Annotated in this window: 14 protein-coding genes; 4 read left to right on the top strand and 10 right to left on the bottom strand. The window is 66.6% G+C overall.

Annotated elements, in window-relative coordinates; all coding sequences use genetic code 11:
- Window positions 1-1,338 carry a hypothetical protein gene (locus H6717_35005; GenBank protein ID MCB9582297.1) on the bottom strand — a complete coding sequence of 446 codons (1,338 nt, stop codon included), beginning with the start codon at window positions 1,336-1,338 and terminating at the stop codon, window positions 1-3.
- Between the two features lie 74 nt (window positions 1,339-1,412).
- On the opposite strand from H6717_35005, the gene H6717_35010 reads away from it, so the two are divergent.
- Entirely contained in the window at window positions 1,413-2,021 is a 609-nt protein-coding gene (locus tag H6717_35010) for a hypothetical protein (GenBank protein MCB9582298.1), read from the top strand.
- A gap of 5 nt (window positions 2,022-2,026) precedes the next feature.
- Here the strand turns inward: H6717_35010 and H6717_35015 are convergent, their stop codons facing one another.
- Together H6717_35015 and H6717_35020 are read right to left on the bottom strand one after the other, a co-directional pair.
- Entirely contained in the window at window positions 2,027-4,186 is a 2,160-nt protein-coding gene (locus H6717_35015; GenBank protein ID MCB9582299.1) for a hypothetical protein, read from the bottom strand.
- Window positions 4,183-4,854, bottom strand: coding sequence for a hypothetical protein (locus tag H6717_35020; GenBank protein ID MCB9582300.1), 672 nt, complete (start codon window positions 4,852-4,854; stop codon window positions 4,183-4,185). The genes H6717_35015 and H6717_35020 overlap by 4 nt, the downstream gene beginning before the upstream one ends.
- An 89-nt stretch (window positions 4,855-4,943) precedes the next feature.
- On the opposite strand from H6717_35020, the gene H6717_35025 reads away from it, so the two are divergent.
- Window positions 4,944-5,333 (top strand): RidA family protein, encoded by a 390-nt coding sequence (locus H6717_35025; protein ID MCB9582301.1) that lies wholly within the window; start codon window positions 4,944-4,946, stop codon window positions 5,331-5,333.
- A gap of 16 nt (window positions 5,334-5,349) precedes the next feature.
- On the opposite strand, the gene H6717_35030 is transcribed toward H6717_35025, so the two are convergent.
- Window positions 5,350-5,994, bottom strand: coding sequence for a metallophosphatase domain-containing protein (locus H6717_35030; GenBank protein MCB9582302.1), 645 nt, complete (start codon window positions 5,992-5,994; stop codon window positions 5,350-5,352).
- Between the two features lie 149 nt (window positions 5,995-6,143).
- Between H6717_35030 and H6717_35035 the strand changes: the two genes are divergently transcribed.
- Window positions 6,144-6,680 (top strand): RecX family transcriptional regulator, encoded by a 537-nt coding sequence (locus H6717_35035; protein MCB9582303.1) that lies wholly within the window; start codon window positions 6,144-6,146, stop codon window positions 6,678-6,680.
- 110 nt (window positions 6,681-6,790) lie between these two features.
- Window positions 6,791-7,279, top strand: coding sequence for a hypothetical protein (locus tag H6717_35040; protein MCB9582304.1), 489 nt, complete (start codon window positions 6,791-6,793; stop codon window positions 7,277-7,279).
- Here the strand turns inward: H6717_35040 and H6717_35045 are convergent, their stop codons facing one another.
- The 6 genes from H6717_35045 to H6717_35070 all read right to left on the bottom strand — a co-directional run bounded on the left by H6717_35045 (window position 7,280) and on the right by H6717_35070 (window position 14,528).
- A complete protein-coding gene (locus H6717_35045; GenBank protein MCB9582305.1) occupies window positions 7,280-7,588 on the bottom strand; it encodes a hypothetical protein in 309 nt (102 codons plus the stop codon). It abuts the gene before it with no gap.
- Window positions 7,589-7,781: 193 nt separating this feature from the next.
- On the bottom strand, window positions 7,782-9,191 hold the full coding sequence (locus H6717_35050; GenBank protein ID MCB9582306.1) for a hypothetical protein: 1,410 nt from the start codon (window positions 9,189-9,191) through the stop codon (window positions 7,782-7,784).
- Window positions 9,192-9,261: 70 nt separating this feature from the next.
- Complete coding sequence (locus H6717_35055) at window positions 9,262-10,404, bottom strand: hypothetical protein (protein ID MCB9582307.1); 1,143 nt, start codon at window positions 10,402-10,404, stop codon at window positions 9,262-9,264.
- The gene (locus H6717_35060; protein MCB9582308.1) at window positions 10,401-11,807 is read right to left on the bottom strand and encodes a putative metal-binding motif-containing protein; all 1,407 of its coding nucleotides are present in this window, start codon (window positions 11,805-11,807) and stop codon (window positions 10,401-10,403) included. Before H6717_35060 ends, H6717_35055 begins: the two co-directional genes overlap by 4 nt.
- Before the next feature lie 168 nt (window positions 11,808-11,975).
- On the bottom strand, window positions 11,976-12,293 hold the full coding sequence (locus H6717_35065; GenBank protein ID MCB9582309.1) for a PilZ domain-containing protein: 318 nt from the start codon (window positions 12,291-12,293) through the stop codon (window positions 11,976-11,978).
- A 3-nt stretch (window positions 12,294-12,296) separates the two neighbouring features.
- The gene (locus H6717_35070; GenBank protein ID MCB9582310.1) at window positions 12,297-14,528 is read right to left on the bottom strand and encodes an Rne/Rng family ribonuclease; all 2,232 of its coding nucleotides are present in this window, start codon (window positions 14,526-14,528) and stop codon (window positions 12,297-12,299) included.
- Between the last annotated feature and the right edge of the window lie 154 nt (window positions 14,529-14,682).

A 14,682-nucleotide genomic window follows, 5' to 3' on the forward strand; every position in this document is an offset into this window, starting at 1 on the left:
CTACCACCACCACACCTCCACGTCTCCGTTCGCGCGCTGACCGATCACGCGCATGTTCTCCCCGACAGCCCAGCGCGAAAGGTGAGAGTAGCCGTCCGGACCGTTCCACCCCGTTCCGAGCGGATGGCCACCGCCACCGTCCGTGCGTTCGGCCGTGAGATTGCCCTCGGCGTCGTCGGCGACGACGAACGGCGTGTTGTCCACGTAGCCGATGTGCTTGGCCCACTGTCCTTCGATGGGCTTGTCCGTGATGCGCTCGCCGTCGTCCAGGCGGAACACGTTCAGGTGGTCTTCGATCAATGAGCACCAGGCATCCACGAGGGCGTTCCCTTCCATGCGGTAGCAGGCGGTGGCGTGGCTGACGGTGTCGAGCTCGATCCCCGCCACCTTGCTGGTGACCTTGGGCCCGACGCCGGACGTGGGATCGAGCGGGAAGAACCACCAGGGGACCGAGCTCGGATCGCTCTGCGGGCGCGGCTTCGCGATGCCGTAGCCGCTATCCAAGCTGACGCTGACGAAGTCGTACGGTTGACCGGCGAGCAGCGGTTCCGTTTGGGTCTGGGGCAGCACCGTGTCGCTGGTCACGTCGTAGGCGAAGAACGTCGCCTGGGAGCCCGTGACGAAGTAGCCGAAGGCCAGCGCGTGCCCTTGGTTTCTGGCCTTGCCGACACTGAGGCCTTCGCTCGGGCCGAAGTAGACGTCTTCGTCCTTTGCCTGGCTGCCGAGAGCGGCGTTCAGCTTTGCGGCATCGAGCAGGTCCGTGGCGTCGGCGGTGTCGGCGTGCACGCGGTACAAGTGGTGGTCTGATTTGACGACGTAGAAGTAGCGCTCGCTGTCGTCGTCGAGATCCCACTGCACGTGGAGCGCGCCGCCGCCGGTGACCATGTTGCCGCCGGATCGTGTGGGAACGTCCTTGCCGTCCGCCAGATCCGCGGTGTCGTACAGCTCCCAGTAAGCGGCGATGATGGAGTTGTGCTTGGTGAAGCTGCCGATGGACGGATGCGCGGGCCGGTTGGCATCCAGCAAGCGACTCTTCTTGGGCGTCTGCCAGCCTTGCGGCAGCGTGGCGCTCACCGCTGCAGAAGTGCTCTGGAACGGCGGCAGCCCCGGAAGCTCCATGGGGAAGCTCGCCGTGGAGCCGGCGCTGCCGCCCGTGGCGCCGCTCCCGGCGCTGCCGCCCGAGCCACCACCGACGCCAGCTGCGCCCGCGTTGCCCGCGTTGCCCGCGTTGCCACCGGTGCCGCTCCCGGCCGCGCCGCCCGCGTTGCCGCTCGGGTGGTCGTTGGATTCCGAGCTACAGGCCGCGAGCACGAGAGCGAACGCCAACAGACCGCGCATTCCCTCACGCTATCCCGCCGTGCGCGGAGGTCAACGCGGTTCACTCTCCCTGCTCGGCCCGCTACCCTGGGCGGATGAGCTCCCAGCGATCGATCCACACCACCGGGCGCGTTCGTGCCACCAGCCGCCCCGTGAAGAGCTCCATCAGCGGCTGGGAAGCGGCCGCCATCCACTACACCCTGAGTTACGACCAACGCACGACGGACAGCGAGGGCCGCAGCACCACGCGGCGCGTTCACGTGGGCAGCGTGGATGTCTCCGGAGATCTGACCCTGGACACGGACCAAGGTGCCGTGCGGGTGCCCAGCGGCTCCTTCATCTTCGACGTGGGCAGCGTTCCGGTGAGCCCGATGCCTTCCACTGGTCGCCTACCGCCGGAGCTCGAGGCTCTCACGGGTGGACGAGTCGAAGCGTGGCTCGTGGGCGAGCGCACCCTGGGCGTGGGCGATCCTGTCGAGCTCGTAGGCACGGTGCAGCCGGCATCGCCACCCCACGCCCTCGAGGTCGTGCCCCAGACGAACACACGGATCCGCGATCAGAGTCTGGATGACATGGCCGACGACCTCGCCGCGATGGGCATCGATCCAAAGGCCAAAGGGCGCGCCGCGTTGGTGGCGTTGGCGCTGATCGGCACCGTGGTGGTCGTGGTGCTCATCATCGTGACGATCGGCCTCGTGGGCTGAGTGGATCACTTCACGGCAAGAGTCAGTCGGTTCCCTGCCCTGCGCTCGCCGCTCTCGTCCAAGAGCTCCGCCACCAGCGTGGCGCTGCCGGCCGCGCTGGGCACCGGGATGCTCACGGACGCGGCGAGCGGCGCGTAGGGCGGCAGGTCGAGGGACTGCTCGCGGCTCTCGCCGTTGACCCACGCCAGCCGTAGCGTGCGCTTCTCGCTCGCGCTCGACGACCACTGGCTCAGCCGCAGCGGAACGTCCACAGGTTGTCCGGCGCTCACGGTCTGGGTCGGCAGCCAGTCGAAGGCGACGAACTCGCTGCCGAACAGATCCGCGAGGCCCACGCCGTTTCGCTCGCACAGATCCGGCTTGGGGGTGCGGTCGTAGCTCACGAAGCCGTTGAGCTCGTACTCCACGTCCGTGAGCTGGGTGATGACGTAGCCCACGAGCTTCGGCTGGCGGTGGAGCTCGTTCAGGATGCCGAACAGGTCGCAGAAGATGCCGGGACCTTCCGAGCCGCCCAGGGTGGAGAAGCTCGCGATCTCCGAGTTCCACCATGGATCGCCGTCTTGCGTGGCGCCACCGACGAAGTTCTCGGAGCTGCCCGGGTACGTCGCGGCGGCCTGTTGGTCGAGGAACGCGCGGAGCTTCGCTGGATCGTTCTCGTAGACGTGGAAGGAGTTCGAGTCCGTATCGATGTGCTCGAACGCGCCGACGACGCCGCCCGCGCTGTTGTCTTCGACGGGATGGGTGGGATCGAGGTTCCGCGCTGCCCCGACAATCTCTCTCACCCAACCCTGGAGGTCAGGGCTGTCCGCCAGCTTCGTGGGGTTCAAGATGGAACCGGAGGTCATCAAGCCCCAGTTCTCGTTGAAGGTGACCCACAGGGCCAGGCTCGGGTGGTTCTTGTCGCGCTCCATCACGGCGCGCATCGTTTCTTCGAAGTACTGGCGACCCACGAACCCCGGCGTGTTCTTGGAGAGCAGGTCGAGGGAGGGAATGTCGTACACCAGGTAGAAGCCCAGCTCGTCGATCAGGCGGAGCTTCACCGGCTCGTCCGGCTTGATGTGCAAGCGGATGCAGTTGAACCCGAGATCCTTGGCCAGCTCTAGATCCGCGCGCATGGCCTCGAGGCTGGGTGCGGTGTACACGCCGCCCGGGTAGTACGACTGATCGAGCACGCAGCGGAGATAGGTGGGCTTTCCGTTGGCGTAGAAGGCCTTCTGATCGCTGCCGGGGAGAACGTCGGTGTGCACCTCCGAAAGCCCGAAGTAGCTGCGCACGTGGTCGCCGCTGCCGGTGGTGGCGTCGAGGTCGTAGAGCGTGGGGTGCTCGGGGCTCCAGAGCTCGCTCTGCGACAGCGCGAGAGAGAGCTCGCTACCAGCGTTGCCATCCACAGTGCCGACGGTCTTGCCGTTCAGGCGCGCTTCCAGGTGCACGCTGTCCTTGGCGGTGGCCTTGGGCGTGACGAGCACCCGGCCTTCATTGGGTAGCGGGCGGATCGTGAAGGACGTGAGATGGGTCTCGGGACGCTGCTCCAGATACACCGTCTGCCAGATGCCGCTCGTGCGCGTGTACCAGGTGCCGCCTTGCTTGCCGACGGGCTGCGCCAGATCGTTCAGCTCCGTGAGATCTTCCACACGCACCACGATGTCGAAGGGCGCTTCGGCATCCGTCGCCAGATCCACGGAGAATGGGTCGTAGCCGCCCCGGTGGTGACCCGCTTCGCGTCCGTTGATGAACACGGTGGAGTCGAAGTCCGCCGCCCCGAACACCAGGTGCCAGTGCTTGCCCTTGGCTTTGGGCAGGGCCTCCGGGTAGTGCAGGCGATACCAACCGACACCGCGATAGGTGGTGGCCTTCAAGGTATCCACCAGCGCGTAGGGCCCTTCGTGCGGTGGCACCAGGCCCGACAGCGGCGCTTCCCAGGCGTAGGGCAGCTGGATGCGCGCGGTGAAGACGTCCGCGCGGGTCGCCCAGTCTTGGAGCAGACCTTCGTCGTTCGGATCCTCGGCGAAGTCCCACTCCGTGTTCAGGTTGATGAACGTGTCGCGGCGAAAGTCCGGGCGCGGGTGCTCGGGGCGCTGTACCGCAAACGTGGGGCCGTGGTGAATCGTGGGCTCGCCGTCGCCGCAACCGACGGCCAGCAGTGCGAGGGTCGCGAGGTATCTCCTCACGGCAGGCCGAGGTGGCTACAATCCCGCACTTTTCGCAGCTCCTTCTTGGCCACGCGGTATCGCTGACCGTCGAAGTGATACTCCGTGTACATGAGCTCCTCGCAGCAAGTGGGCTGGCACGCTGCAAGCCCGCCGAGATCCCGCAGGCCGTGGCTGAAGGTGTCCAGAGGCTCGATGCTCGCGTCCACGTTCAGCTGACCGACGAAGTACCCGCAGCCATTGCGCATGACGTAGATGAAGTAGCGGTGCGTTATGTTCTCGGCTCCGCCGTTTCGGATTTCGTCCGCGTTTCCGTCTCCATCCAAATCGTCGCTACGCATGACGTAGACGAAGTCCTTCCAGGACGCTGCTTTGCTGCCGTGGATGGCCTGCTGCATCAACCGAGTGGCGTGAAGCTCGGTGTTCACGCACCTGCCGTGCGGCCGAAACGGCGCACCCTTGGGTTTCGGAAGTGCCACTTGTGCTCGCGCTTCCGCGCTTCCGTCTCCGCCTTCCGCGGGCGCGTCGAAGCTTGCGTCCGCCGCGTCGACGCTCGCATCCGCTTCGACGGTCGCGCTCGCGGCCGTGATGGGAGGTGGAGCACCAGCGTCCACCACTGCGGCGGTCGGGGTGGGCGTGCTGGCTGTGGTTTCGTGCGTGGCGCAGCTTGCCACCAACCCCAAACTCACGAGTACTGCGATATCCGAGCGAGTCATCCGCGTATCCGGGTGGTTGCGAACCTGTGGACTTTGGTCCGGTCGCGGTCCAAACAGTTGGAATGAAGCGTATCGGCTCGGGAGGGCCTTGGGAAGACATCGTGGGCTACAGCCGCGCCGTGCGCGTGGGCGCGCACATCGTGGTGGCGGGCACGACCGCCACGGACGAGAGCGGGAATGTCGTCGGTGTGGGCGATGCCTACGCGCAAGCGCGGCGCGCCTTCGAGAACGCCCTCGCCGCGGTGCGGGCGCTCGGGGGCGGCGTGGAGCACGTGGTGCGCACGCGGATGTACGTGACCGACGCCAGCCGCTGGCAAGAGGTGGGCCGCGCACACTCCGAGCTCTTCGGACACGTGCGCCCGGCAGCTACGCTCGTGGAAGTGCGCGCGCTGGTCGCGCCGGAGCTCCTGGTGGAGGTGGAGCTCGACGCGATCGTGGCGGAGCCGACGTGAGGCACCCCGGCGTGAGTCAGCGGGCGGGCGGGACGTTCACGCGGGTGGCGCGGACAGTCGCCGGATCGACGTCGACAACCGTCGGAGCGCGCTCGCATTCCCACGTCGTGACGTTCGCGAACAGGGTTCCGTCCACGTCCCAGGCGCCGCCGTCTTCGTGGATGTGACCGAAGAGATGCAGCGCGGGGCGGACCGCCTTCACGCGCAGCAATAGATCGGCACACCCCTCGCGACGATCCACCGAGCAGCGGTCGCCGATGCCGGCCGGGGGACCATGCGTGACAAGCACGTTCGTGTCATCCGGGATCAGCGCCCACATTTCCCGCAACGGCTCACCGCGCGGCAGATTGAACGCCCAGTCGTGAAACTCCGGCTGCCAGGGGCTGCCCCAGAAGCGAACGCCGCCGAGAGTCACGCCGCTGTCTTCCAGGTAGTGGGCGCCCGGTGGCATGAGTCGCAGCGCCGCGGTCCGCTCCCGCGCGAAGGCCCAGTCGTGGTTGCCGGCCACCACGATCTTGTCCCGGTGGGGCAGCTCCGCAAGCCAATCCAGCGCGATGGCCAGCTCCCGCAGGTGACCACCGCGGCACAGGTCGCCCGCGTGGATCAGGACGTCTCCATCGGGCACGGACAGCTCGCGATGGAACAAGTGGGTGTCTGCCATCGCGACGATGCGCACCGGCACAGGGTAGCATTGCGGGGTGGGATTTGCGCCTCACGAGGAGCGCAATCCCAGTCGTCTTCCGACCGCAGCATACGGTCGAGCTTCCAACCCACGTGACAGGCGACATACGGCATGGAAAGGTCCGGCGCATGCCCAAGCGCGAGCGTGTTCCGCCGGCGAAGAAGCTCACCCGCGAAGCGCTGGAGCGGGCGGCGCTGCGCTACTTGGACCAGTTCGACACGTCCGCCGAGAATCTGCGGCGAGTGCTGGAGCGCCAAGTGCGGCGCGTGCAGCGTCAGGTGGAGCCGGACCTCGCGGAACGCGCCTTCGGCATCATCGAAGAGCTGATTGGACGGTACAAAGGCTCAGGGCTCTTGAACGACGAGCGGTACGCCGAGAACCTGGCGTCGAGCTTGCGGCGCCGCGGGGCGTCGGGCCGCGCGATCGCGCACAAGCTCGCGGCCCGCGGCGTGGATGCGAGTGCCGTGACGGAAGCGCTGACGCGCGCGGATCGCGACAGCGAAGACGCGGAGCTCGACGCCGCGCGGGCGTTCGCGCGACGCCGCCGTCTGGGGCCGCACCGTGCCGCGGAAGAGCGTGCCGCGCGGCGCGATCGCGACTTGGCGGCGCTGGCTCGCGCCGGCTTCGGCTTCGACGTGGCGCGCCGGGCACTGGACGAAGAGTGACGTCCGTTCGGGTGTTTCCGCGGCGGACCGACATGTAGACGTGAGCGGACGACGGGGGCGTCGGAAAGCGTCGCTTTCGCCGTGGGCTGCGCGAGCGCCATGCTGAGGAGATGAAGAGGGTGATGGCGGCGTTTGCCTTGCTGCTCGCGGCCTGCGGCTCGGATGCGAGCGGCGAGAACGCGGGTGGCGGCTTTCCGGCGGACACGACGTGCGGCCTGGCGATTACCAGCGACCTGGGAAACATCACGGCGCAGACGTCCGTGGCCTGCGCCACGCTGCTCGCCTTCGATGCGGGCTTCGAGACGGACTACATCGCGACCGAGGGCGAGCTGCGCCGGGTCGATCTCGCAGTGGACGAGGTGACGCGAGGTGAGACGGGAAATGGATTTCCTGCGACTCTCACCCTCACGGACGCGGCTCAGGAGCGCTGGGAAGCGGGCTGCATGGCGAACGTGTCGACGCACGAGCTGGTGTCGGGAAACGACTACAAGATCGCGGGCACGGGCAGTTGCTCGGCGCCCGCTACATCCCAGAGCAGCGCAACGAACGTGACGGTGGGGGACTTCGCGTTCGTGACGGTCGTGAACTGGACCCAGTAGCTACTCTGGAAACGGCGCGACGGGCTTGTGCTCTCCGGGCTTCAGGGGACCGACGTGCTTCGAGATCTCGTCGTACTTCGGATCGCCCTTGGGGTAGCGCAACAGGCCGTCCCCGTGGACGCCCCCCGGACCTTCAGCGCGAAGCTGCAGCACGATCGTGCCGTCAGGCTCCATCGTCGCCATCCCGATGGAGCCGCTTGCTGCGGCAGCCGGCGCGGTGCTGGTAGCGGGTGCCGCTCCAGGCTCGGTCGTCGGCTTGCTACACGCACCGCACAGCAGAAGCGCGATGCCCCAGTGCCAGCTCCGCATGCGTCGAGTGTAACTCTCGACGCACGTGAGCTTTGCCTACTTCTTCAGCCGTGCGCGGCGACGCCGGTTCTTGGCGGCGTGCTTGGCGTTGTAACGCGCACAGCGGTTGCGGGTCTTCTTACGGCGGGAGCGAGTGGGCAGGTACATGAGGCCGGGGATTTAAGCGCATTTCTCCGGCTTAGCAACCGCCGAGTCACTCGCAGCGCTTGAAGGGCAGGCCTTCCACGCTGGGCCCCCCGGCCGCCATGCAGGCGGAACCGCTGGGGCACAGGCCATCGCGGCTGCAGTCCCGCGAGCACTTTCCGACGTTTCGGTTGCAGTAACCAAAGAAGCAGTCCTGATCTTTGGTGCAGGGTCCCCCGACTTCGCCGGAGCCGTAGGCCGGCAGGCACAGGCCGATGCGGCCGCCCACGTTGCCGAGGGCCACGCAAGCGAAGGGATAAGGGCAGCCCCCGGCGAAACGGCAGGAATCCACACAGGCGTCACCTGGGAAGCCATCGGTGGTGACGGGAGACGCGCAGTTGACGGAAGGCGTCGCGGGAATGGTGAAGCCGTCGAAGTCGATGTGCAGCCCATCTCCACAAACGGTGACGGGTTGCGAGGCGAGGTTGCAGGCGTACTGCGCGGGCTTGAAACCGCCCTCCAAGGGTCCGTAGATCGCCGTCGCTCCGCTGGACGGTCGGCGGCACAGGCCATCGCAGGTCCACGAAGCGAGACCCTGGGCACGGACCGGGCAGTCCGCCACGGTGTTGCAGGCCAGGGTGCAGCCGCCGACGCTGAGGGTGGCGGAGGTATCACACGCTGCGGGCACGATGCAGGCGCCGGTGTCCCCGGGACCACAGGGAGCTGCGGCCTTCACGCACACTTTCTGTCCGCCCACGGGTTGGCAGCCCCAGCCGTTGGGACAGTCCGCGCCGACGTTGCACTTGCTGGTGCAGTAGCCGGTGCTGGTGACGCAGGCGAACTGGCAGTCGTTGGCGACGGAGCACGTCTTTCCTACGTCCGACGCCATGCAATACGTCTCGCTGCCGACGGCCTCGCAACGCGTGCCCGTGGCGCAGCCGCTGGTGTCGCCCACCGTGGTGCAGGTTCGCGTGCAGCGCTTTGCCAGGTTCTTGCCCCACGGGCGGCACAGGAGACCCGTGGCGCACTCGCCGTCCGACGCGCACAGATCCAGCTCGACCTTCTGCGCCGTGACGCCGCCGGTGCCACCGCCGCCGCCGCTGCCACCGCCGCCGCCGCTGCCAGCGGTTCCGGCCGTGCCAGCGGTTCCGGCCGTGCCAGCGCTCCCGGCCGTGCCCGCGGTTCCGGCCGTGCCGCCGCTGCCCGCGCTGCCGTCCGGTGCGGTTCCGCCGGTGCCGGCGCCGCCATCTGCGGTGGTGGGTGGATCACAGCGGCCGATGTCGCGGTTGCACACCAGGCCGAAGGTGCAGTCGATGTCGTACTTGCAGTCCTGGACGCAGCTGCCAGAAACGCAGTGGGCGAAGGCGCAGTCGCTGTTGCGCTCGCACTCGTCTCCCGAGCACGCCGTGGGCCCCAGGGCGACCACGCCGATGTACAGAGCGGTGGGGACCAGCCAAGACCAACGAAAGAGCCGAAGCATGTTCGGCTCAGATTAGAGCGTGTTGGCCGTCTCCGCCAACACCGCCCTTCGCGGGCTGGCGTTTGTCGTCTCAGAGATCGTATCGAAACACGTCCACGCCGGTCCCTTCGCCCCGCAGCACGAACAGATCGCCGTTGGCCGTGACCATCGCGTGGCTGTGCTGAACCGTGGTCTTCGGTGCGACAATGGGCTCGCCCCAAGCGTCCGCGGCGGGGTCGTACGCGAGAATGGAGTATCCGAAGTCCACGTAGATCTTGTCGTTCACGCTCACGGCCCCGTAGGGCTCGAAGACCAAGTGCTCCGGCGCGACGAGATCCGGTTTCGTGGTCCAGGCGTTCGTGCTCGTGTCGTACACCGCAAACACCCATTTCCCGTAAGTGGAGGCTTTGTCACTGCCGATGACGTACAGCTTTCCGCCTGAGGCTGCGGCGACGGCAAACCCGACGTTCCACGGCGCGCTGGCGATCGACCCGGGCGCCGACCAGGTGTCGCTGGCTGGATCGTAGGCCTGGACGACATCGGTGTAGTTGGTGCTTCCCACCTCGTAGATCTTGCCGTTCAAGAGGGCGGCTCCGGGCCTGTCGTGAACGTTTCCTAGCGGGTCCATCGCGGTCTTCGACCAGACCTTCGTGGAGATGTCGTAGCGAAAACCATCCGCCGCGAGGCAGTAGAGCGCGCCGTCGAGACCGATCGGGAAGGAGGATTCGCCGGGCTTGTCCACGCCGGGGAACGCGTCCGGATTCGGGGTCTCCGTCGTGAGCTGCTTCGTGACCACGTCGTACGACAGGAACACTGCGGAAGCGCCCGCGTTGGCGAAATAGATGCGGTTTCCGAGGGACCCGATGTAGTCGATCCCGGACCCGAGGGAGGGCACCGTGAGCGCGTCGAAATGCTCCCAGGACGCAATGCAATCGGCCCCCTCGAATCCCGGCTTGCACGTGCACACGACTCCCGTGTTGCCGACGGAGCACGTCGCCGTGTACGGGCATCCCCCGTTGTCGGCCGCGCACTCCTGGCAATTGGTGGGGAGCGTGCAGTACCCCGAGACGCAGGCTTCGCTGCCGTTGCAGGCTTGTCCGTCGTCGCATTCCGCGTTGGTCTGGCACGCCGCTCCCGGGACGGAGCCAGCGTCGTTCAGGCTCGGCGCGTCGTCGGTGGAACTGCACGCCGTCGTCATGGCGGTGAGGAGAAGAGCGAGACCCAGGAGCTTCATGGCGCCTCCGCCGAGTCACAGAGATTCGGACCGAAAGTGCGGGCCTTGACGCGTTGCCCACCCTCGTTTTGGGTCCAAACGGCGAGGTAGCCGCTCGGACTCCGAACGATGTCCAGACTCGAGAGAAACGAAGGGTGCTCGTCGAGAACCACCACGCCGGGGAGGAAGTTGCAGGAAGCGTCCACCCGCAAGAGCTCGAGCCTTTCGCCGCCTTCGCGCGAGTACGCGCCGATCAGGTAGCCGCCGTTCCAGGGAACGATGGTCAAGGGGAGCTTGCTGCCCATTCCGAAGAACTGCGGGCCACACTTGGTGACGAGCTCCCCGGAGGCCGACTGCTCGACGATCGCCACCTCGATGCTGTCGTCGTCACCCGCAAAACGATCCCACGCGATGGCGTACTCCCCGCCGTCCCCAGCCGCGATGACGGGACTGGAGCTTCCGGTTTCGACTGGGGGTGTCGGCTCCGTCAGCGCAGCGGACCAGCTCACCGAGCTGCCCGCGATCGATGCACCCCACACCACGTCGTTTGGTCCGGTGGCGAACGACCTGCTGGACCAAACCGCGATCGCCCCGGCTTTCGTGGAAGCGAGGTGGGCGAAGGAGGTCGCGCCCGGCTGCGTGCTGATCTGGATGAGCGACGAGGGCGTTCCGAAAATCGTCTTCGCGAGGACCTGAGAGTCACCGTGCCAGGCCACGAGCCAGCCGCTCTCGAGGGCGGCGATGTCTGGAGGGCTCAGCTTGCTCTGGGTGGCCACGAGGATCTCCGGACCGTTCGGGGACCCGTTCGCAGCGAGCTCACGGAAGTAGATGTCGCTCTCGACGGTGGGCGGTAGTGAGTGGGTCCACACGACTCCGATCTTGTCGCCGCTGGATGCCATGCCGTAAGGCGTGTGAAATCCCGGCGAGTCGCTGACGTCGCTCGTCCCCAAGGCCTTGCCGGTTGCATCGAGGCGCGTCAGCTGGATCTGCGAAAGCAATCCCGTGTACGCCACCGCGTATGTCTGCGTCGCTTCGACCCAGACCGCCTTTGGCGAGAACCCCTCGCCGACCGTCAGGGTGGTGCCGCCGAGCGGTTGGCTCGCCATTTCGTCGGCCCCGTCGCAATCGTCATCGATGCCGTTGCAGACCTCTTCCGCCCCGGGGTGAACGGTCGCGTCATTGTCGTTGCAGTCGTCCCCCGGGGCGAACGCACACGCCGTCGTTCCGTGCCCATCGCCGTCCGCATCCTTCGCTTCGATCGCGCAACGTCGATCCGAAGTGACGCAGCTCACCGCACAGTTTTCGGGATCGGGATTCGCGCATTCCACCGAGCTCTGGCACGAGTCCGCGGGCAAAGAGTCGGTCACTCGTCCACAGGCGGGAAGGAGCAGCAAACAGAGGCGAATCCAACTTGGTGGGTTCATCGCTTCTTTGCACAAAGCAAAGTCGGGACCGCAGCAAAAGGCTGGGCAAAGGGCCCGTTCTTCCAACGCTTGGTGCAATTCCTGACGGGCGTTTCGTCATCTTTCTTCCGACGAACACCCGCTGGGCGGCTTCTTTTGTTGGTTCCGCCGCGGAACCGCCCCTGACCGTTAGCCGCTGCCCTGGTGCTGGGTGAGGAGCTTCTGAATCAGCGCCTCGGAGTACTCGCTGAGCTCCTTGAACACCACGCCCATGCCGGGCGGATTCGTCTCCACCCGCACGACCTCGCCGATGCCCTCGATGGTCTCGATGTCGTCCATGATCACGGTGAAGCGCAAATTCACTTCCGTGCCCACGGGCAGGGGCGTGTCCGTCTTGATGAAGGCGCCCGTGCGGGAGATGTTCGTCACGTACTCTTGAATGAACTGATCGAAGGAGTCGAACTCCTTGTTGATCGTGACTCGTTCCTCCCGCCGCTCGTTCGTCATCCCCTACTTCCCCTGCAGGTCGAACTGCTCGATGTGATACTCCGTGCGCGGGATGAGCTCGATGCGACGCATGTAGCGACGCTCGGCTTCCGCGACGGCGGCCTTCTCTTCCGTGTTCAGGAGATCCACGATCGCGGGGTGGGCGTTCACCACCACGCTGTAGCCGGCGAGGCTGTCGCGCTCGCGCCGGATCTGACGCAGGATTTCGTAGGCGATGGTCTGACGTGATTGGATCTGCCCGGTGCCGTCGCAGTAGAAGCAGGGCTCGTGCATCGTGCGGCTCAGGCTCTCGCGAGTGCGCTTGCGCGTCATCTCGATGAGCCCCAGCTCGCTGATGCGATTGATGGTCGTCTTGGCCTTGTCCTTGGCCAGCTGGGCTTCCAAGGCGCGGTACACCTTGTCGCGGTTTTGGGCGATCTCCATGTCGATGAGATCGAGGATCACCAAACCGCCGATGTTTCGGAACCTGAGCTGGTAGGCGATTTCGTCTACCGCCTCCAAGTTGGTCTTCAGCGCGGTCTCTTCCAGATCCTTGCTGCCCTTGCCCACGAAGCGGCCGGTGTTCACGTCGATGGCCGCCAACGCCTCCGCCTGATCGATGATCAAGTAGCCGCCGCTGGGCAGCGGCACCTTGCGGCTCAGCGCCCGGCCGATCTCGTCTTCGATGCCGTAGGCGTCGAAAATCGGCTCCTTGCCGCTGTACAGCTCGATGTCCTTCACCCGCTCCGGCAGGAACATCTCCACGAAGCGAACCAGCCGGGCGAACTGGTCACGGTCGTCGATCACGATCTTCTCGATCTCGTCCGTGAACAGGTCACGCGCCGTCTTCAGCACGATGTCGAGCTCGGAGTAGAGCACCGACGGCGTCTTGGCGTCCTCCCGCTTGCGCGCGATGTCCGCCCACAGCTTGATCAGATAGCCGACGTCCGCCTTGAGCTGCTTCTTGGTGAGGCCTTCCGCCACGGTGCGCACGATCAAGCCGCCCATCTTGGGCTTCACGCTCTCGATCGCCGAGCGCAGCCGGGAGCGCTCCCGGGAGTTGCCGATACGCTTGGAGATGCCGACGTGCTCGACGGTGGGCAGGTACACCACGTAGCGGCCCGGCAGCGAGACGTGGCTCGAGACCCGGGCTCCCTTGGTGCCGATGGGCTCCTTGGTGATCTGCACGATCACGGCGTCGCCTTCTTTCACGACCTCCGTGATGGGTACCGAGCGAGATACGCGAGAGCTCTTGCCGTTGCCGTTGCTCGAGCGTTTGTCGCCGCCGCGCCCGCGGCGCTTGTCGTTGCCGCGGCGCCCGCGGCCTCGACCCCGTTCCGCCGGAGCTTCCTTGGTCTTGGCCTTGGCCTTGGCTTTGGGCTCGGGCTTGTCTTTGGTGTCCTTGGCGTCCTTGTCTCGTCCACCGCGCCGACGGCGCCGGCGGCGACGACGACCGCGGCCGCCTTCCCCCTCCGCCACACGGCGGCTGGTGCCTTCTTCTCCCGAAGGCTCGTCGCTCTCGTCATCGCCCTCGGTGTCGGCTTCGGCCGGGGTTTCTTCGGCCTTTTCGCTGGTGGCTTCGGCGGGCGTCTCGTCGCTCTCGGAATCGTCGCCTTCGGCGTCGTCGGGCTCGCTCTCCGCGTCGTCGTCGGACTCGTCCGAGTCGTCGGCTTCGGCTTCGTCCGGTTCGCTCTCGGAGTCCTCTGCGTCGTCCGTGGTGTCGTCGGAGACCGCTGCGTCGTCGGAGTCCTCCGCGTCGTCCGAGTCGTCGCTCTCGTCGTCGTCCTCGACGTCGTCGTCTTCGGCGTCGTCGTCTTCGGCGTCGTCGTCGTCCTCGACGTCGTCGCCCGAGTCGGGGCTCTGTTCGGAGTCCGGGCTCTCGTCGTCGTCGTCGTCGCTCTCCAGATCCTCGTCGTCGATCAGATCCGGACGCGCCAAGGCTCGCCGCTTGCCGCCGACGCCTTTGCCGGACGGCTCGTCCTCGTCGGCGCGGATGCCGCCGCTGAGGTACGCCTCGAAGTCGTCGGGTCGGATCAGATCTTCCACGTGGAGGAACGCCGCGCGATCCATGCCCACGTCGATGAACGCCGCCTGCATGCCGGGCAGCACGCGGGTGACCTTGCCGAGAACGACGTTGCCTACGGTTCCACGCTGTGCCGCTCGCTCGATATGAAGCTCGGCAATTACGCCGCCTTCAATCAAGGCGACGCGTGTCTCCCTGATGTCACAATTGATTACTAGTGTGTTACGGGCCATGCATCGGCCACGGGGAGCGCGCTCACCCGCGCCTCGGATGAGAGAAAAACCTGCGAGCGGGTCCGACAGGGACCCAGGCTCTGACACGGACAGGAACACGGCCCGGCCCGGCCTGTCAAGTGTCCGTAAATAGTGAGATTTCGGAGCCTCATCC

It is taken from the genome of Polyangiaceae bacterium, assembly GCA_020633235.1.
Taxonomy (GTDB): domain Bacteria; phylum Myxococcota_A; class Polyangia; order Polyangiales; family Polyangiaceae; genus JACKEA01.